This window comes from Pseudomonas poae (genome assembly GCF_001439785.1).
GTDB lineage: Bacteria > Pseudomonadota > Gammaproteobacteria > Pseudomonadales > Pseudomonadaceae > Aquipseudomonas > Aquipseudomonas poae.
Window position 1 is genome coordinate 127,316 of the sequence record NZ_JYLI01000013.1, and the last position, 23,025, is coordinate 150,340.

Annotated in this window: 18 protein-coding genes; 13 read left to right on the plus strand and 5 right to left on the minus strand. The window is 59.6% G+C overall.

What is annotated here, in order from left to right; genetic code table 11:
* Positions 1-172: 172 nt before the first annotated feature.
* Complete coding sequence (locus TU75_RS16855) at positions 173-2,071, minus strand: sigma-54-dependent Fis family transcriptional regulator (protein ID WP_060549556.1); 1,899 nt, start codon at positions 2,069-2,071, stop codon at positions 173-175.
* Positions 2,072-2,331: 260 nt separating this feature from the next.
* On the opposite strand from TU75_RS16855, the gene exaC reads away from it, so the two are divergent.
* From exaC to TU75_RS16900, 9 genes are all read left to right on the plus strand, one after another.
* Positions 2,332-3,852: an acetaldehyde dehydrogenase ExaC gene (gene exaC, locus TU75_RS16860; protein WP_003237075.1), complete on the plus strand. Its 1,521-nt coding sequence runs from the start codon at positions 2,332-2,334 to the stop codon at positions 3,850-3,852.
* Positions 3,853-4,047: 195 nt separating this feature from the next.
* Entirely contained in the window at positions 4,048-5,481 is a 1,434-nt protein-coding gene (gene eat, locus TU75_RS16865) for an ethanolamine permease (protein ID WP_060549557.1), read from the plus strand.
* Positions 5,482-5,533: 52 nt separating this feature from the next.
* Positions 5,534-6,928 (plus strand): ethanolamine ammonia-lyase subunit EutB, encoded by a 1,395-nt coding sequence (locus tag TU75_RS16870; protein WP_003237079.1) that lies wholly within the window; start codon positions 5,534-5,536, stop codon positions 6,926-6,928.
* Complete coding sequence (gene eutC, locus TU75_RS16875) at positions 6,925-7,758, plus strand: ethanolamine ammonia-lyase subunit EutC (RefSeq protein ID WP_060549558.1); 834 nt, start codon at positions 6,925-6,927, stop codon at positions 7,756-7,758. Before TU75_RS16870 ends, eutC begins: the two co-directional genes overlap by 4 nt.
* Before the next feature lie 90 nt (positions 7,759-7,848).
* Positions 7,849-8,307 (plus strand): GNAT family N-acetyltransferase, encoded by a 459-nt coding sequence (locus TU75_RS16880; RefSeq protein ID WP_060549559.1) that lies wholly within the window; start codon positions 7,849-7,851, stop codon positions 8,305-8,307.
* Positions 8,308-8,518: 211 nt separating this feature from the next.
* Complete coding sequence (locus TU75_RS16885) at positions 8,519-9,175, plus strand: DedA family protein (protein ID WP_003237086.1); 657 nt, start codon at positions 8,519-8,521, stop codon at positions 9,173-9,175.
* 6 nt (positions 9,176-9,181) lie between these two features.
* Positions 9,182-9,997: a M90 family metallopeptidase gene (locus tag TU75_RS16890; protein WP_060549560.1), complete on the plus strand. Its 816-nt coding sequence runs from the start codon at positions 9,182-9,184 to the stop codon at positions 9,995-9,997.
* A 108-nt stretch (positions 9,998-10,105) separates the two neighbouring features.
* Entirely contained in the window at positions 10,106-10,633 is a 528-nt protein-coding gene (gene ppa / locus TU75_RS16895; protein ID WP_003237090.1) for an inorganic diphosphatase, read from the plus strand.
* Positions 10,634-10,842: 209 nt separating this feature from the next.
* On the plus strand, positions 10,843-11,619 hold the full coding sequence (locus TU75_RS16900; RefSeq protein WP_060549561.1) for a LexA family transcriptional regulator: 777 nt from the start codon (positions 10,843-10,845) through the stop codon (positions 11,617-11,619).
* A 236-nt stretch (positions 11,620-11,855) separates the two neighbouring features.
* Here the strand turns inward: TU75_RS16900 and TU75_RS16905 are convergent, their stop codons facing one another.
* Positions 11,856-12,092, minus strand: a complete 237-nt coding sequence (locus TU75_RS16905; RefSeq protein ID WP_060549562.1) for a hypothetical protein — start codon at positions 12,090-12,092, stop codon at positions 11,856-11,858.
* A gap of 465 nt (positions 12,093-12,557) precedes the next feature.
* Here TU75_RS16905 and ycaC point away from each other — a divergent pair, with 465 nt between their 5' ends.
* Positions 12,558-13,190: an isochorismate family cysteine hydrolase YcaC gene (gene ycaC / locus TU75_RS16910; protein WP_003239464.1), complete on the plus strand. Its 633-nt coding sequence runs from the start codon at positions 12,558-12,560 to the stop codon at positions 13,188-13,190.
* Between the two features lie 40 nt (positions 13,191-13,230).
* On the opposite strand, the gene TU75_RS16915 is transcribed toward ycaC, so the two are convergent.
* The 3 genes from TU75_RS16915 to TU75_RS16925 form a co-directional block, all read right to left on the minus strand.
* Positions 13,231-14,157, minus strand: a complete 927-nt coding sequence (locus tag TU75_RS16915; protein ID WP_060549563.1) for a nucleotidyl transferase AbiEii/AbiGii toxin family protein — start codon at positions 14,155-14,157, stop codon at positions 13,231-13,233.
* On the minus strand, positions 14,147-14,911 hold the full coding sequence (locus TU75_RS16920) for a type IV toxin-antitoxin system AbiEi family antitoxin (RefSeq protein ID WP_060549564.1): 765 nt from the start codon (positions 14,909-14,911) through the stop codon (positions 14,147-14,149). Before TU75_RS16920 ends, TU75_RS16915 begins: the two co-directional genes overlap by 11 nt.
* Before the next feature lie 127 nt (positions 14,912-15,038).
* Entirely contained in the window at positions 15,039-16,352 is a 1,314-nt protein-coding gene (locus TU75_RS16925) for a sensor histidine kinase (protein ID WP_060549587.1), read from the minus strand.
* 390 nt (positions 16,353-16,742) lie between these two features.
* On the opposite strand from TU75_RS16925, the gene TU75_RS16930 reads away from it, so the two are divergent.
* The 3 genes from TU75_RS16930 to TU75_RS16940 all read left to right on the plus strand — a co-directional run bounded on the left by TU75_RS16930 (position 16,743) and on the right by TU75_RS16940 (position 22,953).
* Positions 16,743-21,362, plus strand: a complete 4,620-nt coding sequence (locus tag TU75_RS16930) for an RHS repeat-associated core domain-containing protein (RefSeq protein ID WP_082630447.1) — start codon at positions 16,743-16,745, stop codon at positions 21,360-21,362.
* Position 21,363: 1 nt separating this feature from the next.
* A complete protein-coding gene (locus TU75_RS16935) occupies positions 21,364-21,678 on the plus strand; it encodes a hypothetical protein (protein ID WP_032870159.1) in 315 nt (104 codons plus the stop codon).
* 135 nt (positions 21,679-21,813) lie between these two features.
* Positions 21,814-22,953 (plus strand): Fic family protein, encoded by a 1,140-nt coding sequence (locus TU75_RS16940; protein WP_060549565.1) that lies wholly within the window; start codon positions 21,814-21,816, stop codon positions 22,951-22,953.
* Positions 22,954-23,025: the final 72 nt, after the last annotated feature.

Genomic DNA, 23,025 nt, shown 5'->3' on the forward strand with positions numbered 1-23,025 from the left:
CCAGCATAGAGTTCCATGAGACTTCCAGCTTTTAGCCTATTTCCCACGAGGGTTAAGAACGCTTTCGCCAACCGCATAGCAACCCGTCCCAAACAATGACTACACACCAGGAAAATCACATAATTAGTTAAACCAAACAGCTGATTTAAAATCAAACGCAAGCCTTTAAAACTCAGGCTAGCACATGCCTTGCCAATCCATACTTATGCAGTTTTCGATACAATGTATTACGACTTATGCCCAGATATTTCGCCGTGTGACTTATGTGCCACCGCTGTAGCTCCAGGGCATTAAGCAGCGTAAGACGCTCGGCATCGCATAGAGGCGGATACGCTGTGTTATCAGGTGATACCGAGTGCGGCGCGAGCTGGCGAATAGCCACGGGCAAATCTTCCAATCCCACTCGCCCGCCGTCGCAGAGTGCCACCAACGCGCGTAACACCGTACTTAACTGCCGTACATTGCCCGGCCAGGTGTATGCCAATAGCGCTTCGCGGGCTGCAATATCCAACATGACTTCTTGTTGCGCCGCCTCCCGAGCCAGCAGAAAGTCCAGCAGCTGTGGTTTGTCCTTGCGCTCGCGCAACGGCGGCAAGGCGATCTCAAGGCCATTGAGGCGATAGTAGAGATCTTCACGGAAGGTGCCATTGGCAATTCGAGCCAGCAAATCCCGATGGGTCGCACTGATGATACGCACATCGACCGCCTGCGGCTCGCCGCCGATGGGCACCACCATGCGATCGTCCAGCACTCTTAACAGACGGGTTTGCAGCGCCAGCGGCATGTCGCCGATTTCGTCGAGGAACAGCGTGCCGCCGTCAGCCTGCTGCAACTTGCCCTGCATACCTTCCTTGCGCGCGCCGGTAAAGCTGCCGCCGCGATAGCCGAACAATTCGCTTTCGATCAGGCTTTCCGGGATGGCGGCACAGTTCAGGGCAACGAAAGCCTTGTCGGCGCGCTGGCTGGCGTGGTGTACCGCCTTGGCGAAGGCCTCTTTGCCGGAGCCTGTTTCGCCGTTGATCAGCAGCGGCAGATCACGCTCGAACACTCGCAATGCCTTACGAAAATCGCTCTGTAGCGCAGGGTCGCCCAGGCAGATACCTGGCAGGCGGGGCGCCTCGGGCTCGGCCAGCGCAACCGGCTGGATGCGGGCCTGGCCGCGCAATGCGGCAAATAACCGCCGGCCGTCACGGGTATGCAGCGGCCAACTGGCCGTGGCATTGGCGCTTGCGCGGCCGAGCAATTGATCAAGCGTGCAGTCGAACAGCGCTTCTACCGGCTGCCCGAGCAAACCGCCGCGCGCTCGCCCCAGCAGGTTCAAGGCGCTTTGATTGGCCGCGCAGATACGCCCATCGCCGTCGAACGCCAGCAGCCCTTCGCTGAACAAGCCCACCGATTCGGCCTGCAGGTGAAAACGCAGCAGCCAGTGATGTTCAAAATGACGCAGGAAGTAACAGCTCTCGATCATCTTGGCCGACAGGTTCACCAGCGCCATCGTGTGAAACTGGCTCTGGCGCGACACCGCTTCACGCGCCGAGGACACGTCCAGCACGGCGAGCAACTCGCCATGAGGGTCGAACACCGGGCTCGCCGAGCAGGTCAGCCCGGTGTGGCGGCCGCGAAAATGCTCATCGCGGTGAATGGTCACGGACTGACGCTCCACCAGGCAAGTGCCGATGCCATTGGTGCCTTCGCATGCCTCGCTCCAATCGGCACCCAGCCACAGCCCGGCGCGCTCGAAAATCCTGCGCTCGGACGGCGCGGTGACACAATTGAGGATCACCCCGCGGGCGTCAGTCAGCAGCACCGCATGACCGGCGCCCGAGAGCTGCTGATGCAGGCTGTGCATCTCGCTGCCAGCGATGTGCAATACGTGCTGCAGGCGCTCGCGACTTTCCTGCAGCCGGCCGTGTTCAAGCACGGTGGGGGCGATGGTCTGCGCAGGGTCGAGGTGGTAATCCTCCAGGCAGCGCAGCCAGGAGCGCGCGATGGAGGGATCACTGGACGGGTCCTGGCCACGCGCCACAGTGAGGACTTGCCGGGCATGGCGACTGAAATGGTCGTTGTGCATTTCTTATTATTCTCCCTGCGTGAGAACGGCCAGCATCCCCCAGCCCTCCCACCAATGCAATCCCGTCCGACCGCGCTGTACCACCCATGGCACAAACTGTCACCCGGACTGTACCGAGCGCGTGACAACAACGGATTGCAACAACCATCAACCCCTTGATTTACCTGACCCAGCACGCGCTGGCCCGGCCTTTGCTCTACGCTTTATCACGCGCAACATCGCTGTACTCCAATAAACATAAAAGTCAGGAGATACCCACCATGCGTTACGCACACCCCGGCACTGAAGGCGCTATCGTTTCGTTCAAGGCCAAGTACGGCAACTACATCGGCGGCGAATTCGTCGCGCCGGTCGATGGCAACTATTTCACTACCACCTCGCCGGTCAACGGCAAGCCAATCGCCGATTTCCCGCGCTCCACCGGCAAAGACATCGACAAGGCGCTGGACGCCGCCCACGCCGCCGCTGACGCCTGGGGCAAGACCTCGGCCCAGGACCGCTCGCTGGTGCTGCTGAAAATCGCCGACCGCATCGAACAGAACCTCGAATTGCTGGCCGTCACCGAAACCTGGGACAACGGCAAAGCCGTGCGTGAAACCCTCAACGCCGACATCCCGCTGGCCGCCGACCACTTCCGCTACTTCGCCGGCTGCATCCGCGCCCAGGAAGGTAGCAGCGCCGAAATCAACGAGCACACCGCCGCCTACCACTTCCATGAGCCATTGGGCGTGGTCGGGCAGATCATCCCGTGGAACTTCCCGCTGCTGATGGCCGCCTGGAAACTCGCGCCGGCCCTGGCCGCCGGTAACTGCGTGGTGCTCAAGCCCGCCGAGCAGACGCCGCTGGGCATCAACGTGCTGATGGAGCTGATCGGCGACCTGCTGCCACCGGGCGTGCTGAACGTGGTGCACGGATTCGGCAAGGAAGCCGGCGAAGCCCTGGCCACCAGCAAGCGCATCGCCAAGATCGCCTTTACCGGCTCCACGCCGGTGGGCTCGCACATCATGCATGCGGCGGCCGAGAACATCATTCCGTCTACCGTCGAGCTGGGCGGCAAGTCGCCGAACATCTTCTTTGCCGACATCATGAAGGCCGAGCCGCAGTTCATCGAGAAAGCCGCTGAAGGCCTGGTACTGGCGTTCTTCAACCAGGGCGAAGTGTGCACCTGCCCATCGCGCGCGCTGGTGGAAGAGTCGATCTACGACGACTTCATGAAAGTGGTGATGAAAAAGGTCGAGTCGATCAAACGTGGCGACCCGCTGGACACTGACACCATGGTTGGCGCCCAGGCGTCCGAGCAACAGTTCGACAAGATTCTCTCCTATCTGGAAATCGCCAAGGGCGAAGGCGCCGAGCTGCTGACCGGTGGCAAGGTGGAGAAACTGGCAGGTGACATGGCCGGCGGCTATTACATCCAGCCGACGCTGCTCAAGGGCACCAACAAGATGCGTGTGTTCCAGGAAGAAATCTTCGGCCCGGTGGTGAGCATCACCACCTTCAAGGATGAAGCCGAAGCCCTGGCGATTGCCAACGACACCGAGTTCGGCCTGGGCGCCGGCCTGTGGACCCGCGATATCAACCGCGCGTATCGCATGGGCCGCGCGATCAAGGCGGGCCGCGTGTGGACCAACTGCTACCACCTGTACCCGGCGCATGCGGCGTTCGGTGGTTACAAAAAGTCCGGCGTGGGGCGTGAGACGCACAAGATGATGTTGGATCACTACCAGCAGACCAAAAACTTGCTGGTGAGCTACGACATCAATCCGTTGGGGTTCTTCTGATTTTCTGACTGCAGTGCAAGCCCCTGTGGGAGGGGCTCGCTCCTGATTGCAGCGTGTCAGCCAATATGTATGCCACTGACCCACCGCTATCGGGAGCAAGCCTCCTCCCACACTTGGATCTCCACAGGTACTTGCTATGTGTATTCGGCCTATATAGGGCGAGTTAAAAACAATAAGAATGGAAGGTACTTCCCCATGCCTAGCGAACCCACTGGCTCTTCTGTCGACTTCGAAAACGTCGACAGCGACTACTTCCAACAACGCGAACTGAAAAAAGGCGCCGCCGGCTGGGTGCTGCTGGTCGGCCTGGGCGTTGCCTACGTGATTTCCGGCGACTACGCCGGCTGGAATTTCGGCCTGGCCCAAGGTGGCTGGGGCGGCATGTTCCTCGCCACATTGCTGATGGCCACCATGTACCTGTGCATGTGTTTTTCCCTGGCCGAACTGTCCTCCATGATTCCTACCGCCGGCGGCGGCTACGGCTTTGCCCGCAGCGCTTTCGGTCCTTGGGGCGGATTCCTTACCGGCACCGCCATCCTCATCGAATACGCTATCGCCCCCGCCGCCATCGCGGTGTTTATCGGCGCTTATTGCGAGTCGCTGTTCGGCATTGGCGGCTGGATGATCTATCTGGCGTTCTACATCCTCTTTATTGGTATCCACATTTTTGGCGTCGGCGAAGCCCTGAAACTGATGTTTGTAATCACCGCCGTCGCCGCCATTGCTCTGGGCGTGTTTCTGGTGTCGATGGTGCCGCACTTCAGCGTCGCCAACCTGCTGGACATGCCGGTAACCGAAGCACGAGGCGCCAGCGCCTTCCTGCCCTTCGGCTACGTCGGCGTGTGGGCCGCCATCCCTTATGCCATCTGGTTTTTCCTTGCAGTGGAAGGCGTGCCGCTGGCCGCCGAGGAAACCCGCAATCCCAAGCGCGACCTGCCGCGCGGGCTGATCGGCGCCATTGTGGTGCTCACCAGCTTTGCCCTGCTGATCCTGGTAATTGCACCGGGCGGTGCCGGCACCTATGCGCTGGTCAAGTCCGGCAACCCGCTGGTTGAGGCGCTGGCATCGGCGTACGGCGGTTCGACGTGGATGGGCAGCTTCGTCAACCTGGTGGGCCTGGCGGGGCTGATCGCGAGCTTTTTCTCGATCATTTATGCCTATTCCCGACAGATTTTTGCCTTGTCACGTGCCGGCTACCTGCCACGCAAGTTGTCCGAGACCAACAAAAGCAAGGCGCCGGTGCTGGCCCTGGTGATCCCCGGCATCATCGGCTTTGGTCTGTCGCTGACCGGCCAGGGCGACTTGCTGATCCTGGTGGCGGTGTTCGGTGCGACCATTTCCTACGTGCTGATGATGGCCGCACACATCACCCTGCGCATTCGCCGCCCCAAAATGGACCGTCCGTATCGCACGCCGGGCGGCATCTTCACCTCGGGCGTGGCGCTGGTACTGGCCTGCGTGGCCGTGGTGGCGGGCTTTCTGGTGGATCCACGAGTGGTCATTGGCGCCGCGATCATCTATGGAGTATTAATTGCTTACTTTGCTTTCTACAGCCGGCATCACTTGGTAGCAGGCACGCCCGAAGAAGAATTCGCGGCGATCCAGGCCGCAGAGGCCGCCTTGCACTGAACTGCCGTAAACCTCGACGCGGGCACTGCCTGCGTCGCCAAGGAGACACTGTATGGCAAGCTTTTCCCACGCGGTGGGTGCGCACACCTACCGCTTCGACAGCCTCAAGGATGTAATGGCCAAGGCCAGCCCGGCCCGTTCCGGTGACTTGCTCGCCGGGGTCGCCGCGCAGAACGACGGTGAACGGGTCGCGGCGCAAATGGCGCTGGCGAACATCCCGCTCAAGCACTTCCTCGAAGAAGCGCTGATCCCCTATGAAAGCGACGAAGTCACGCGGCTGATCATCGACACCCATGACAAACAGGCTTTCGCCATCGTCAGCCATCTGACCGTGGGCGGCCTGCGTGACTGGCTGCTCAGCGATGCCGCCGATGAACACTCCCTGCGCGCCCTGGCGCCCGGGCTGACACCCGAAATGGCCGCCGCCGTGTCCAAGATCATGCGTGTGCAGGACCTGGTGCTGGTGGCGCAGAAGATCCGCGTGGTCACCCGCTTTCGCGGCACCATGGGCCTGCGCGGGCGCCTGTCGACGCGTCTGCAGCCCAACCACCCTACCGACGAACCGGCGGGCATTGCCGCAAGCATCCTCGATGGCCTGCTCTACGGAAACGGCGACGCCATGATCGGCATCAACCCGGCCACCGACAGCACCGCCTCGATCTGCGCCATGCTGGAAATGCTCGACGCCATCATCCAGCGCTACGAAATTCCCACCCAGGCCTGCGTGCTGACCCACGTCACCACCTCCATCGAGGCAATCAACCGGGGCGTGCCACTGGATCTTGTGTTTCAGTCGATTGCCGGCACCGAGGCAGCCAATGCCAGCTTCGGCATCAGCCTGAGCGTGCTGCAGGAAGGCTATGACGCGGGCTTGAGCCTCAAGCGCGGCAACTTGGGGCAGAACCTGATGTATTTCGAAACCGGCCAGGGCAGCGCCTTGTCCGCCAATGCGCACTTTGGCGTCGACCAGCAAACCTGCGAAACCCGCGCTTATGCGGTGGCACGGCATTTCAAGCCGTTTCTGGTCAACACCGTGGTCGGCTTTATCGGCCCCGAATACCTGTACAACGGCAAACAGATCATCCGCGCCGGCCTTGAAGACCACTTCTGCGGCAAGTTGCTCGGCGTGCCCATGGGCTGCGACATCTGCTACACCAACCACGCCGAAGCCGATCAGGACGACATGGACACCCTGTTGACCCTGCTGGGCGTGGCCGGGATCAACTTCATCATGGGCATCCCCGGCTCCGACGACATTATGCTCAACTACCAGACCACCTCGTTCCACGATGCCTTGTACGCGCGCCAAACATTAGGTTTAAAGCCAGCCCCGGAATTCGAGCAATGGCTGGCCAAAATGGGCATCTTTACCCAGGCCGATGGCAAGGTGCAGTTTGGTAACAGCCTGCCACCGGCGTTTCGCCACGCCTTGGCGCAACTCGGATGAAGGAGCCGCCGGTGTCACTCGATCTCCCTGAAAACCCGTGGCTGCAATTGCGCCGCCTCACCCCGGCGCGCATCGCCCTGGGCCGCACCGGCACCAGCCTGCCCACCCAAGCGCAGCTGGACTTTCAATTCGCCCATGCCCAAGCGCGGGATGCGGTGCATCTGCCGTTCGATCACGCAGGCTTGAGCAGTCAGCTGGCCGAGCGCGGCCGCGACAGCCTGCTGCTGCACAGCGCCGCCAGCGACCGCCACAGCTACCTGCAACGGCCGGACCTGGGCCGACGCTTAAGTGACGAGTCGGCCCAACATCTGCGCGACTACGCTGCGGCCAACCCCGGCGGCGTGGACCTGGCGGTGGTGGTGGCCGATGGCTTGTCGGCGCTGGCGGTGCATAAACATACGTTGCCGTTTCTGACACGCATGGAAGAACAGACCCAGGCCGAGGGGTGGTCCCTGTCGCCCGTTATCCTGGTGGAACAGGGCCGCGTGGCCGTGGCGGATGAGATCGGCGAACTGCTCGGCGCCAGGATGACGGTGATTCTGATCGGCGAGCGGCCGGGGCTCAGTTCGCCGGACAGCCTGGGGCTGTATTTCACCTACAACCCCAGGGTTGGACTCAACGATGCCAATCGCAACTGCATTTCCAATGTGCGCCTCGAAGGCCTGAGCTATGGCATGGCGGCCCATCGCCTGCTGTACTTGATGCGGGAGGCGTGCCGCCGACAGCTGTCGGGGGTCAACCTCAAGGACGAAGCGCAGGTGCAAACCCTCGAATCCGACGATCCCGACCTGATCAAAGGAAACTTCCTGCTCAGCCCGCCCACGGGCTGATCGCGGCACGATTGCGCTTTTTCGCGTCTTTAGGCAGCATCAGGTCACGGCCGCTGCTGTGGTCATATCCTTTGGAAGTTGAGGCCTGGCATGCGGATTACTCAAGCGACCCTGGAACATCTGGATTTGTTGACCCCGCTGTTCGTCAAATACCGCGAATTCTACGGCGCGTTGCCGTTTCCGGATTCGTCGCGGGCCTTTCTGGAAAAACGCCTGCGCCGTAAAGAGTCGGTGATTTACCTGGCACTGGCCGATGACGACGACAAGCGGCTGCTGGGGTTCTGCCAGCTTTACCCGAGCTATTCCTCGTTGTCGCTCAAGCGGGTGTGGATCCTCAACGATATCTATGTAGCCGAAGATGCGCGTCGGCAACTGGTGGCCGACAACCTGATGCGCACCGCAAAGAAAATGGCCAGGGAAACCCACGCGGTGCGGCTGCGGGTGTCGACCAGCATCGACAATGAAGTGGCGCAGAAGACCTATGAGTCGATCGGCTTTCGCGAAGACACTGAATTCAAGAATTACGTTCTGCCGATCAACGTAGACTGACGCCAAAGCCTCTCGCAGCTCCAATGTGGGTGCCTATCCCACATTGGCAACCACGACACGCCCCGCTACAAAAGCCGCACGCTTTTCAGCGTTCAATCCGTATAATGCGGACCTTTCCAGGGTTGTAAGAAATGCGACAGTCACTTGTAGCCTTATTGCCCGAGCCTCCGCACAGGCCTGCCGAGTCGGGCCGTTCACACAGGTGCCATCCATGGATTTCAACCCGCTTGACCTGATCCTGCATCTCGACGTTTACCTCGACATGCTGGTAACCAACTACGGTCCGTGGATCTACGCCATTCTGTTCCTGGTCATTTTTTGCGAAACGGGCCTGGTGGTCATGCCCTTCCTGCCGGGTGATTCCCTGCTGTTTATCGCCGGCGCCGTCGCCGCAGGTGGCGGCATGGACCCGGTACTGCTCGGTGGCCTGTTGATGCTGGCCGCGATCCTCGGCGACAGCACCAACTATGTCATCGGACGAACCGCCGGAGAACGCTTGTTCAGCAACCCGAATTCGAAGATTTTCCGCCGCGACTACCTGCAAAAAACCCATGACTTCTACGACAAGCACGGCGGCAAGACCGTGACGCTGGCGCGCTTCCTGCCCATCCTGCGCACCTTTGCGCCGTTCGTGGCCGGCATCGCCAAAATGCCCTACCCGCGCTTCTTCGGCTTCAGCGTGCTGGGCACCATCCTCTGGGTCGGTGGCCTGGTCACCCTGGGCTACTTCTTCGGCAACGTGCCGTTTATCAAGAAGAACCTGTCGCTGCTGGTGGTGTTCATTATCCTGCTGTCGCTGGTGCCGATGATCATTGGCGTATTCCGCAGCCGTTTCGGTCGCGCGTCCTCCGAAGCCAAGCCGCAGTAACCGAGTATGTGGTCCCTCAGCGCCTGGCGTCGCCGGCGCCTGCTGGCCCGGCACCCGATTGCCGATGACACCTGGCAGCGGGTACGCAGCCACCTGACCTTCCTCGACGGCCTCACGCCCGAGCAGGATCAGTGGCTGCGCGAAGCCTGCATCATCTTTCTTGCCGACAAACACCTCACCGCCCTGCCCGGCGTCGACCTGCACCAGGAACAACGCCTGCTGCTCGCCGCCCAAGCGCAATTACCGCTGATGAACCTGGGCGATCTGGACTGGTATCAAGGCTTTCATGAAATCGTGCTGTACCCCGACGACTTCCTCAGCCCCCAGCGCCATCGCGATGCCAGCGGCGTGGAGCACGAGTGGGACGGCGAACACAGCGGCGAAGCCTGGCAACAGGGCCCGGTGATTCTCGCCTGGCCCGGGGTGCTGGCCAGCGGCAATTGGGAAGGCTACAACCTGGTGATCCACGAGCTCGCCCACAAGCTGGATATGCTCACCGGCGATGTCAACGGCCTGCCGCCACTGCACAGCGACATGCGCGTGCAGGAATGGGCGAGCGTGATGCAAGACGCCTTCGATGACCTCAATCGCCAACTGGATGCCGACCCCGACGTCGAGACGCTCATCGACCCCTACGCGGCAGAAAACCCGGCGGAATTTTTTGCCGTCACCAGCGAATATTTTTTCAGTGCCCCGGATTTGCTGGTCGACAGTTATCCACAGGTGTACGCCCAACTCAGCCGCTTTTATCGCCAGGATCCCCTGGCCCGCCTGCACCAGCTGCAAGCCCACGACCCGCGCTACCAGCCGCCGGCTGAATGACCGTACGACGTCTGGCGCATGGCATCGTCGTCAGAATATGCCTATAATCGCCGCCACTTTTAGGCCAATCCGGCCATGTTCAATGGCCAACTACGGGGGCAACGCCCAATGAGCTACAGCAAGATTCCGGCTGGCAAAGACCTGCCGAACGACATCTACGTCGCCATCGAAATTCCGGCCAACCACGCGCCGATCAAATACGAAATCGACAAAGACAGCGATTGCCTGTTCGTTGACCGTTTCATGGCCACCCCGATGTTCTACCCGGCCAACTACGGTTTCATCCCCAACACCCTGGCCGACGACGGTGACCCCCTCGACGTGCTGGTCGTGACCCCTTACCCGGTGACCCCAGGCTCGGTTATCCGCGCCCGTCCGGTCGGCATCCTGAACATGACCGATGACGGCGGCGGCGATGCCAAAGTCATCGCAGTGCCACACGACAAGCTGTCCCAGCTGTACGTGGACGTGAAGGAATACACCGACCTGCCGCCTCTGTTGCTGGAGCAGATCAAACACTTCTTCGAGAACTACAAAGACCTCGAAAAAGGCAAATGGGTGAAGATCGAAGGCTGGGGCAATGCAGATGCCGCCCGCGCAGAGATCATGAAGTCGGTGGCTGCCTACAAAGGCTGATCCCCGCTTGCTTGCCTCGAACATAAAAAGCCCCGATCACTCGGGGCTTTTTTATGGGCGTAACTAAACGCCAAGTTCAACTAACAACAATCAGAGTTTAGAAGTTCGCTGAAGTTGAAAAATCAGGCCACAACTAAGCAAAAGCCTACACGCGCAAATCAACGCATGGTTTATTTGATTAGTTTTCCCGGCCAGTAAACTCTGCGTTTATGAATACATCAGGTGATCGTTTAAAAGCACTATTAAGGGAAGTTCATCTTTCCGCCTCAGACTTCGCCAAGAACCGTGGTGTCACGCCCCAGCACGTGAACAACTGGTTCAAACGCGGCGTACCCATGGGCCGGCTCAACGAGATCGCAGAGCTGTTATGCGTCTCCAGCCGTTGGCTGCGCACTGGCCTGGGCCCCAAACACCCACCGGCCAACTTCCTGCTCGAAGGCCCGGGAGCCACGAAAGGACTCACCTACGTCCGCGAGGAAAGCGGCAAATACCTCACAGGCCCAGCCTGCCTCCCGGAAAAGCTCGACGTGGAGCTCCCTCTCCACCCCACGCTCACCTCCACCGAGCGAATCCGCGTCTCCCTGCACACCCTTGATACCCTCAACGTAAGCCCCGACCGCGCGGTAGGCGCCTACATGGTCGACAACAGCATGATCGACATCATCCAGCAAGGCGCCACCCTCGCCATCGACCGAGGCCGTACACAAATCATCGACGGCGAAATCTACGCCGTCGAGCATGACGGCATGCTGCGCATCAAATACCTCTACAACCGTCCCGGTGGCGGATTGCGGATGCGTAGTCACAACGCCACCGAACATCCCGATGAATACCTCACCTACGATGAGCGCTTCGAACAAAACTTCCTGATCGTGGGGTGGGTGTTCTGGTGGTCCACCTTGAATAACCGCCGCCCGCCGGTACCGCTGGACGATCACTTATTGGGCTGGGAAGGTTCTAAATCGGATCCGGAGGTGGGCAATTGAGGTGAATGTGGGTATCATCCGCGGCACATTTGGCAGGGGGTGGCTTTGAGCTATCCATCCTGCCAGGCGATGCGGAGGAGTTCCCGCGGATGCCCCTACTATTCAGCCCGACGTGATGTGGGCTGAGCGATTTGAAGGCTGGTGAGGTTTGTCAGAAGCAAGCCGAAGCAGTCAGCGAGAAGCCGGCCACAAGCCGGCTTTTTAATGCCTGTAAAAGTCTCGCTCCAACCGTTGCGTCAAGCCGGCCGCATGCACTCCACAGCCCGCTCCGCCACCATCTTCGCCATGCCCACCAGATGCATCACCGCCCTCTGCGGCGCAGCTACCGGCTCTGCGAGCACCTGCGAAGTCGCCACCGCACAGTGCAGCAGCTCGGCTACCCGCACCCAGGCATCTTCAAAGCTCAGTTCTTCATTGACAGTGAATGGGTTAGTTGAAATCGATGGCAGCGAATCCGAACGAACGTTATCCATAGCAAAACGCCAATCGATAATGTGGAGCTGCCACTTCGCGCGACTAAACGAAAGGCGGCAGCTGTACGCAGGTTAGTCGACCGGTCGATTGGGAACCCGGCGCACCCGAGGGTGCCCTGCGCACAGCTGCCATAAGATGCAGGCGAAGGGGTGCCTGACTCATGAGTTGCTTATGCGCCAATCGAATCCGGGCGACTAAACCCGATCACTGAATATGCAGTGACGGACCGCAGCCTAGTCGCGGGATTTCACTGGCGCAAGCCGCTGGGATTCTCTAGAAAACGTCCTGCAAATGAAAAGAATCGGACCTGCCGGCTATTCAATACGCGAAGAAGCTGCCCCCCCTACTGTCTCCTTCAAGTTGACAGTAAGACTCCCGCCACCCGATTTATCCCCCACCCCCCCACGCTTTAACCTATGCCCATGTTGAACAAAACATCCAACCAACCAAAAAGGACTTCAACCATGAGCACTCCAACCTACAGCCGCTTGAACAAAGACGACGCCATCGTTCTGCTGGTCGACCACCAGACCGGCCTCATCTCGCTGGTGCAGGACTTCTCCCCCAACGAGTTCAAAAACAACGTGCTGGCCCTGGCCGACCTTGCCAAGTTCTTCAACCTGCCGACCATCCTCACCACCAGCTTCGAGCAAGGCCCCAACGGCCCGCTGGTGCCGGAGTTGAAAGAGATGTTCCCGGATGCGCCGTACATCGCACGCCCCGGTCAGATCAACGCGTGGGACAACGAAGACTTCGTCAAGGCAATCAAAGCCACCGGCCGCAAGCAGATCATCATTGCCGGTGTGGTCACGGATGTGTGCGTGGCATTCCCGACTCTGTCGGCGCTGGCAGAAGGGTTTGAGGTGTTTGTGGTGACGGATGCGTCGGGCACTTTCAATACCACGGTACAGCAGGCGGCCTGGAGCCGGATGACACAGGCCGGTGCGCAATTGATGAATTGGTTCTCGGTGGCGTGTGAGCTGCACCGCGACTGGCGCAACGATATCGAAGGCCTGGGGAATCTGTTGTCCCAGCGCATTCCCAACTATCGCAACTTGATGAATGGTTACGCGGCGCTGACAGCCCAGCAGAAGTAAGTGATCCGCAAGGCCTGCCCTGAAAAGCAGGCTTTCGGCCTTAATAGGTCGCCAATAATTGCTCAACGACAATCTCGAGTTTCGTCACTGCCTCCGCCCGCTTCGCCGCAGACATATCCCGCAGATTGCGCAACTTCCATTGCACCGCAGGTAATTGCTCAATGCCGCTCAGGTTCAGCATCGTCCAATCAGGCTCCCCTTGCTTGAGCGAGAGCAAAAAGCCTGCGTCCCGCTCGCAGAATTGTTGCCGTAATGCAGCAAGCAATGTCTCTCTGGCCGATTCTAATTGCTCGAGCTTGACCGACTCACGAGTCATGCCAGCGAACTCCGCTTGAAATATGCCTGCCAGTGGCTTCCATCGGGGAGCAAGCAGCTCAGCCATGGGTCGACGATGACTGATGAGATAGACCAGAAAACCTTCAAATATCTCGCGTGTCAGCCCCTCTTCTCGGAGCATTAACATCACGTCAAAAAGGTCTCGGGGATGCTGTCGATCCAAAGCGGCGCAGACTTTTCCGCCGTACAGGTCGGGCAAGGAAACCACTGCCATTGAGGCAAACCCGAAGTTCTCTTCAACTCTCGGTACCACATCACGGGCCTGCGGCTGATGGACAGTACCTCGCAATACTGGCGACACCTCAATTTTGATCTGCGCCCGAGCGTTCCTCACCAGAACCCGAAGCTCGTCGTCGCGATTGCCTTGAACAGACGCAACCGTTTGAGGGCTCGCTCTCCTTATGGCATTCGCGATTCGCTGCAGAGCAGTGCGAGCATCGCTCAAGGCCTGTTGACGTTCAGAGCTGGGCAGATACGCAAGATCGATATCAACAGATAACCGCGGCAAGTCGCGCACAAACAGGTTGATAGCCGTCCCACCCTTCAGTGCAAAGCATCGCTCGGCTGCAACATGGGGAATGACCTGTACCAACAAACGAACTTGAGCAGCGTAACGCGAATCAAGTGGCACCGAGAAAACTCTCCGGAACGGTAATGAGGAACTCTTTATCGAGTCGACCGCCCCGGATGATCTGTCGCTTGCCCTTTCCCAAACCAATCTTGGAAAGATCCAGCCGCGCATACCACGCATGGTTTGCATTGCGTGCAAGCAAAAGGAACACGCGTTTGACACGAAAGGACTTACACGCTTCAAGCAGAGACTGCAGCCGCCTGGGACTCAGCGTGGCCAGGCCGTTAAGCACATCGGCCACACCGCTGAACAGCATCTCGTCGGCGCTCTGGTGGATAAGCTCGAGCATCGCACGCTCCGGGGTGGAGATTTTTAACTCAAATTGCCGGTAGGGCACTTGAAAAACTTGTAACGCGACGTCTTCCATCTGCGCGAAAAGCCCACCGGGATAAAAGCCTATGTCGACCTCCCAGGCGTACTGGCGGAACCAGGCTGGCAGGACGGCACCTGCTACGCCGAACAGGTCAACCGTCTGCTTGCCCAATACCATGTAATGGTCATAGCCAGCCAAGCTCAACGCGATTGCGCCGCCCGGCCAAACCTGAAGGCTGTCGTGCTGTTGCAGTGCCAACACCCCGCCCTGCCAGTCAACGGTGTCGCCATTGCGCTTCCATGCGCCATGGCCAACACGCTCTACCCAGCCAGTGTGATGGTATTTCTGAATAAGACTTGGGCCAACTCCACGTTCGCTAAGCCACGCTTGCGTGGCAACGGTGCCCGATGACCAATCCGATAGCAGATGGTTTATTTTCATAACAAATAAACAACCATAAGGGTATTTATATATAAGATATTAAACCCTTGAAATTATAGCCAAGGCTTTTTCCGACGGATGTATGCCTTGCGCAAGGCCTGCCCTTAAAAGCAGGTTTTTTCACGTCTCAATCGACAAGCAAATTGGGATCGATACGCCCCAGAGCCCGCATATACAGGTTCATGGTGGTGCCCTCGCCCAATCCCGTCTGGACTTTCACCGTGCCACCCGCGCGCTGCGCGAATTCCATCACTTGGGACAGCCCCAGCCCGGTGCCTTTGCCGGCGGACTTGGTGGTGAAAAAGGGCTCAAAAATCTGCGCGGCGAGGGCTTCAGGGATGCCCGGGCCGTTGTCGCTGACGCTGAGCAGCAGGTAGTTACCCGCGGCCAGTGCTTCGTCCTGGGTCAAGCTGACCAGACGCGAAGTGATGTGGATACGGCCTTTGCCGCCCAAAGCGTCCCGGGCGTTGGTCAGCAGGTTGATAACCGCCGCGCTCAACTGCGCTTCTTCGCACAATACGCCGGTGCCCGGCGCCGCCAATGCCATTGAAAACTCGACACCGTCCGAAGCGGTGCGCAACAGCCCGTCGCGCATGCTCTCCAGACGCTCGTTCACGTCGATGCACATCAGGTTGGGGCTGTCGTGGCGCACGCTGGTCAGCAGGTGGTTGACCAGCAATCGGCCTTGATCCACCGCTTGCATGCCGGCATCGCTGAAGCGTTCGACATCCGCCGGCCTGCGTGCACGCAGGCGGATCATTTGCAGGCTGGCGCTCAGGGCCTGGAGCAAGTTATTGAAGTCATGGGCGATGCTGGCGGCCACCATGCCCAGGGACGAAACGCGCTTGGCATGATGAAGAAACTGTTCGGCCTCGCGGCCCAGCGCTTGCGCCTGGGCGAGTTCGCTCTCCAGGCTGCGCGCGCGTTGTTCGCGTTGTTCGCTGAGCACGCGCAATTGCAGCAACGAGGCTGTTTGACGGGCCAAGGCCTGCAGCGCGTTGTGTTGCACCACGGTCAGCGTGCGCGGGCGCGTATCGATGACGCAGACGGTGCCCAGGGCAAAACCTCGGTCATCACGGATCGGGGCGCCTGCGTAAAAACGGATATACGGTGGGCCCAGCACCAGAGCGCTGTGCTCGAAACGCGGGTCACTCTGAGCATCTTCCACCACCAGCACCTCATCGGGCGCCAGGATGGCATGGGCGCAGAACGCCAGGTCACGATGGGTCTCGCGCACGTCCAGGCCGACGCAGGCCTTGAACCACTGACGCTCGTTATCCACCAGCGAGACCAGTGCAATCGGCACATCGCACAGGCCCGTCGCCAACAACACAATGTCGTCGAAACCTTGCTCAGGCACGCTGTCCAGAATGCCCAGGTGCTCCAGGGACTGGATGCGCTCATGCTCGTTGGCAGGAGGCGGGGCAGGAAGATGAGGCATCTGCATACGTCGCGATCAGTCCGTGAAAGAAAAGGATGCGCGGGGCATTGCGGCCCGGCAAGGTAAACAAAAGGAAATCTTGTGCCCGTCTGTCTCTTGGTAGCAGCAGCGACTGGTCGCTGTTTTCCTGACGCCTCAGCGCATACCCGCAGGCATGCGCTGCGGTGGTTAGAGGCACCCCTCCGGCAATCGTTCCTTGACCCCCGTTCGGCACTGCGGTGGTGATGCCAGTCAATGAGCAAGATCGCTATCTGAAGTAGCCGTTCAGCATGAGTTACCGCTGACTTTTGCGCTGCTGTCGTAAGCCCATTCTGATTTTGCGAACCGTTCATCCAGCCCTATTTCGCCGGGGCAGAATCCGACGCCTTGCCCCCTGCCGAGACGTCACGGATGACCCACGCTGCCCACATCGCCTTTATTGAACATGAGCTCAATGGCTTTCATCAAAGCCTGGGGATTTATCGCCAGCAGATGGGCGCCTGGTACGCGCGCGCGCTGGATTCGATGAGCGATGGATTGGACATGCCGTCGTTGCTGGGGATGGACCGGGTGGTGCGGGTGGGCGACACCCAACGCTCCGTAAGCATTTCCGACGCCGACTTTTCCACCGTGGCCCGCTGCCCTGCGGGCGGCGTGCTGAAGATCGAGAGCACGTTCGAGTCGGTATATGACGTGCCGATTGGCGACATTGCGGTTGAAGTGATCGGGCTGGATGACGGCAGTTCCACGTTGATTCAGCTGGATGAGCACGGCAAGGGATCACATGTTTGCGCGGCGGGCGGGCGTTATCAGGTGCGGGTGCAGGGCGGTGTTTCGGCGCAACAGGTGGATGCGTTGTTCGCTTCCTACGCCGGGCTGACGGCGGACCTGGAGCAATGGCTGCGCAAGCAGTGGGAAGGCCTCAAGCCTTATTGGCAGCAATCCACGGCCAGTGCGATTGGCAGCGGTGTGCTGGCCGGTAGTTGGGCGGCGATCCGCGAGGCATGGGAGGGCATCAAGCGGGTGCAGGCCATTCTTGAAGACCCGCTGAAGTACGTCGAACAGCTGGGTGCGCAAGCGACCCGCCTGGCGCAGCTCGCCACCGATGCGCCCAAAGTCATGGAACAGGCAATGCTGCTGGCCAGTGATGAGGCGGCGCTGTTTCTGTTGGTGCGGACGGCGATGCTGTGGCTGGACGCATTGCCGCCCGGCCAGATGGCCGAAGTTGCGGCGGGGTTTGTGGTGTCGTTGCTGATCGACCTGGTGATCGGCGCGGTACTGACCCTCGCCTTGCCTGCGGCGGGTGTGGCGTATTTGAGTGGGCGGCTAGTCAAGTACGGCGAGCAGATTCTTGATGCGGCGGTTGGCTTTGTTAAGCACGTACTAGCGATTCTGAGCACGTTCATGCGGGCGGTGGATCGTTACAAGGCGGTGGCGATTCGCGGTGTGGTTGGCGGGTTAAGGCAAGGCACGCTGCAGATGCGCTGGCGGGCGCAGCAGAACGCCGTGTTGAGGCAGAAAGAGGCCGTGAATGACGTGCCGGTTTCGGCGAAGAACCCGGCGGGGGATGCGGCCGCCTCTTCCGATAAAACCGTCACCAATGGCTGCCCGGTGTCGATGGTCACCGGAGAGGAATTGCTCACCCTCACCGACGGCATCCTGGATGGGATTTTGCCATTCGAGTGGACGCGTGTGTATCGCACCAGTGCGGTGGAAATCGATATCGGGCTGGGGTTTGGCTGGAGCCATGCCCTGGCCCAGCGGCTGGAGATGTCCGGCGATTCGGTGATGTGGACGGACCATGAAAATCGTTCGACCACCCTGCCCTTGCCGACCGTTTCGCGACCGGCAATCACCAACAGCCTGGCGGAAGCAGCGATCTTTTTGGGGGACTTGCCGGATGAGCTGGTGCTGGCCCAGGCGTCGCGGTTTTATCACTTTCGCGATGGCGTGCTGGTGGCGATCAGCGATGCGTACGACAACCGGCTGCGCATTTCCCGCGACGTGCTGGGGCGCATTGAGCGGCTGGACAATGGCGCCGGACGCTCGCTGTGGTTGCGTTATGCGCAGGGCCGGATTAGCGCGGTGGACTACCAGGTTCATCGCGCCAAGGACCGTGAGCCTTACGAGTGGGTGACTGAACAGACGGTGGTGTCCTACGCCTACGACGACGCAGGCCGACTGGTGTCGGCGACCAATGCCGTAGGTGAATGCGAGGTTTACCGGTACGACGAGCAGCACGTGATTCTGGAGCGTGGGCTGGCCGGTGGCGCGAGTTTCTTCTGGGCGTGGGAACGGTCCGGCAAGGCGGCGCGCTGTGTGCGGCACTGGGCCAGTTTTGCGCAGATGGACACGCGCTATGTGTGGGGCGATGACGGGCGCGTCACCGTGCATAACGCCGATGGCAGCCAGGAAGTGTACGTCCACGATCAGCGGGCACGGCTGGTGCAGCGGGTGGATCCGGATGGCGCTCAACACTTCAAATCCTACGATGAACAAGGCCGGCTGACGGTTGAGCAGGACCCGTTGGGCGCGGTGACGGCGTATCAGTACGACAACGCGGGGCGGTTGGTGGCGCTGTTTCCCGGGGACGATGAGCCGACGTCCTACGAGCATGACAACGGGTTCGTACGAGTGGTGCGCCGGGGTGAGGCGGTTTGGAAATACGAGCGTAATGAACAAGGCGACGTAACGCGCAAGACCGATCCTGACGGCCATGTCACCGACTACAGCTACAACAAACAGGGGCAACTGATTGGGGTGTGGTATCCCGATCACAGCTGCCAACGGTTGGTGTGGAATGAGCGCGGGCAACGGGTTGAGGAGCAGTTGCCCAATGGCGGGATCAGGCGCTATCGCTATGACGACCTGGGGCGGCAGATTGCCCTTGAGGATGAGCATGGCGCGCTGACCCAATACCAATGGGACAGCGTGGGCCGCCTGACTCGCCTGATATTGCCGGGCGGTGCATGCAGGGAATACAGCTACAACGCTTACGGAAAAATCACCGCTGAACGCGATGAACTGGGCAACGTTACGCGCTACGAGTATGCCGACGGGCTGCACTTGATCAGTCGGCGACTCAATGCTGATGGCACGCAGGTCCAGTATCGCTACGACAACGCGCGGTTATTGCTGACTGAGATTGAAAACGAGGTGGGCGAGACGTACCGGCTTGCCTACCATCCCAACGGGTTGATCCAGCAGGAAATCGGCTTTGACGGCCAGCGCACCGCCTACGTTTATGACCTCAACGGCCATCTGCAGGAAAAGACCGAACATGGCGACGATGGCAGTCAGTTGGTTACCCGCTACGCGCGTGACCACGCCGGACGCCTTGTCAGAAAAACCCTGCCAGACGGCAATAAGGTGGATTACGCCTACGACCGCCAGGGCAACCTCCTCAGCGTCGAAGACGGCCACTGGGCGCTGGCCTACGAATACGATCGACAAAACCGCCTCACCGCCGAGCATCAAGGCTGGGGCACCTTGCGTTATGGCTATGACGCTTGCGGTCAACTGCAGCGCCTGCGCCTGCCGGATAACAACCGCGTCACGTTTAACCACGATAAAGGCGGCCACCTCGGCACCGTCGAACTCAACGGTGAAGTGCTCACTTCGCACCTGTTCAAAGCGGGCAAGGAGCAGCAACGACAGCAAGGCCAACTGCTCAGCCATTACCACTACGACAACCAACACCGCCTCCACGCCCACGCCATCACGCAACAGGAAAACCGCCACTACCGCCGCCAATACGACTACGACAAATCCGGCAACCTCGCCCGCATTCTCGATACCCGCAAAGGCGAACATCACTACGCCTACGACCCGCTCCACCGCCTGACCCGCGCCGATCACTCGCAGGACTTACAGGAACGCTTCGGCCACAACCCGGCCGGCAACCTGCTGATGCATGACCGCCCCGGCCCGGACATCGTCGCCGGCAATCGCCTGATGATCCAGGGCGACCGGCATTACGACCACGACGCCTTCGGCAACCTGATTCGCGAACGCCGGGGAAAAGGCCAGGCAGTGGTCACCGAATACCGCTACGACTGCCAGCATCGACTGATCGCCGTCAAAAAACCCAATGGCCAAACCGCCCGCTATCGCTACGACCCCTTTGGCCGGCGCATCAGCAAAATCGTGGATGACAAAACCACGGAGTTTTTCTGGCAAGGCGACAAACTGATCGCCGAACACCACGCCGACCGCCACCGCAGCTACGTCTACGAACCCGACAGCTTCCGCCCTTTAGCCCTGCTGGAAGGCTTCGGCCCCGACGCCACTAAACCCTACCACTACCAACTCGACCACCTCGGCACGCCACAGGAACTCACCGCCCCAGATGGCGAAATCGTCTGGTCCGCCCACTACCGCGCCTACGGCCACATCAGCCGCCTCGACGTCGACAAAATCGACAACCCGCTGCGCTTTCAAGGTCAATACTTCGATCAGGAAAGCGGCCTGCACTACAACCGTCATCGCTACTACAATCCGGATGTTGGACGCTATCTGACGCCAGACCCGGTGAAGCTGGCGGGCGGGATCAATGCGTACCAGTACGTGCCGAATCCTACGAGGTGGGTCGATCCACTGGGGTTAAGCACATGCCCAGGTGGAGATGGATGTAATCCATCTTATGGTGTTGAAGAGCCTGCCATACGACATCTACAGAATGAGGGCGCCCCGACGCAGCCCGATGCTCGCACTCATTTCCCAAAAGACCCAAATGACTTAACCGATGTTTTAGGCGTTAACCCCAAAGTATCTATGACTAGACACGATACTCGACGAATGGAATGGAGGCCCAACAGCGATACCCGAATCAGGTTTGAGAGCCATCCGGGCGACGAGGGCCCATTCGTACCGAGACATCATGGCGAGCACTACCATATAGAGCTAAAACCAAGCAATCTGAGTTGGAAGCAAACGGAAAGAAACAACTTAACCATCAAGGTGCAGCCAGGAAAATATGAAGAGGGGCACGGCACCGGCTTTTTACCAGGCGAAAAGCATCCAGGAATCTGACATGACGAAATTTCCCGTTTCAGATGGAACAATTGAAAAAGTAACTTGCACAAGAAATGCGTTGGTCATGGATTTTAGAGACTGGCAAGAAAGATCCTGGAAAATTACGTTCAACGAACTGGTTGCCTTTCAAGGCATTGGTGCCGTTGGGGCCGATATATGCGATATGTATGAAGAGGAAAACTCAACCCTCTTACAAGAGGCCATCAAATCAGAGCCCAGTGAAATAGGGAAAACCTTCTGTTTTACAGCGAGCAATGGTGGAGAAGTAATTTTTCAGGTAGTTGCCGGAAGCTATGAAGCTCAGAAACTATGACTCAACATGCCACATCAGAATACGGTGAGGCTCTTCTCTATTGGTCTGGACGGTGAGCTGAATAAACCGCACAATCGGCTCACTAAATGAGCCGAATAACCTTTCTATTCGGCTCACGTACCCAGGCATTCCACGATGGATCACCCACACTGGATCTGGCAACACGCCGATTGGCCCCACTTCCACTGGCAACCCGGTCGCCTGGCGGTGCTTCTTCGCGAGTGCGCACAGGCCCAAGGCCGTCTGCTGGGCATGCTCGGTTCCGTCACCCAGGCCGTCAGTGCGCAGAACGAACTGGACACGCTGTTGCAAAACATCCTGACCTCTTCGGCTATTGAGGGCGAGCAGTTGAATGTCGGCTCGGTACGCTCCTCCCTCGCGCGCCGAATGGGCTTGCAGGCGATGGAGGACGGCCATGTCAGCCGTCGCAGTGAAGGGCTGGCAGAGCTGATGATGGATGCCACCGAGCACTTCGCCCAGCCATTCACCCTCGCCCGTTTATTTAATTGGCACCACTTGTTGTTCCCGTTCGAGGAGGAAAGCCTTGCCACGCGTCCGGTCAAGGTCGCGAGTTTGAGGGGCGAGGAGCCGATGCAGGTGGTGTCGGGGCGGCTTGACCGGCCGACCGTCCACTTCGAGGCGCCACCGCGCCTGGGTCTTGAGCAGGCGCTGAACGGATTTCTCAAATGGTTCGAAACCAGCCGCCATCAGCCTGAGCTGGACCCGCTGCTGCGCGCCGGCATTGCGCATTTCTGGTTTGTCACGCTGCATCCCTTCGATGACGGCAATGGCCGCCTGACACGCGCCATCACAGACATGGCCCTGGCCCAAGGTGAGCATCAGTCCATCCGTTTTTACGCCATGTCGGCCAGCATCCTCGAAGACCGCGCTGGTTACTACAATGCACTGGAGTCCAGCCAGAAGGCCACGCTGGATATCACTGACTGGCTGCTGTGGTTCCTACAGACCCTGCTGCGAAGCATGCAACAGGCAATAACGCGGATTGACCGGGTGCTGGATAAGACTCGATTCTGGCAACGCCACCATGACACAGCGTTATCCGCCGAACAGCTCAAGGTTCTCAACCGGCTACTCGATGGCGGCGAAAAAGGTTTCGAGCATGGCATCAGCGCCGCGCAATACCAGGCAGTCGCCAGGGTTTCCAAGGCGACAGCCACGCGGCATCTGGCCGATCTGCTGGAAAAAAACTGCCTGGTCCGCCTCCCCGGCGGCGGGCGCAACACGCGTTATCAAGTCAGCAACAAGGGCGAATGACAGCCCCCTCTCATTTGCCCCCATCCCCCATGTCTGCTAGTGTCGCGCCGGTTTACCGTCTACCGGAATAGC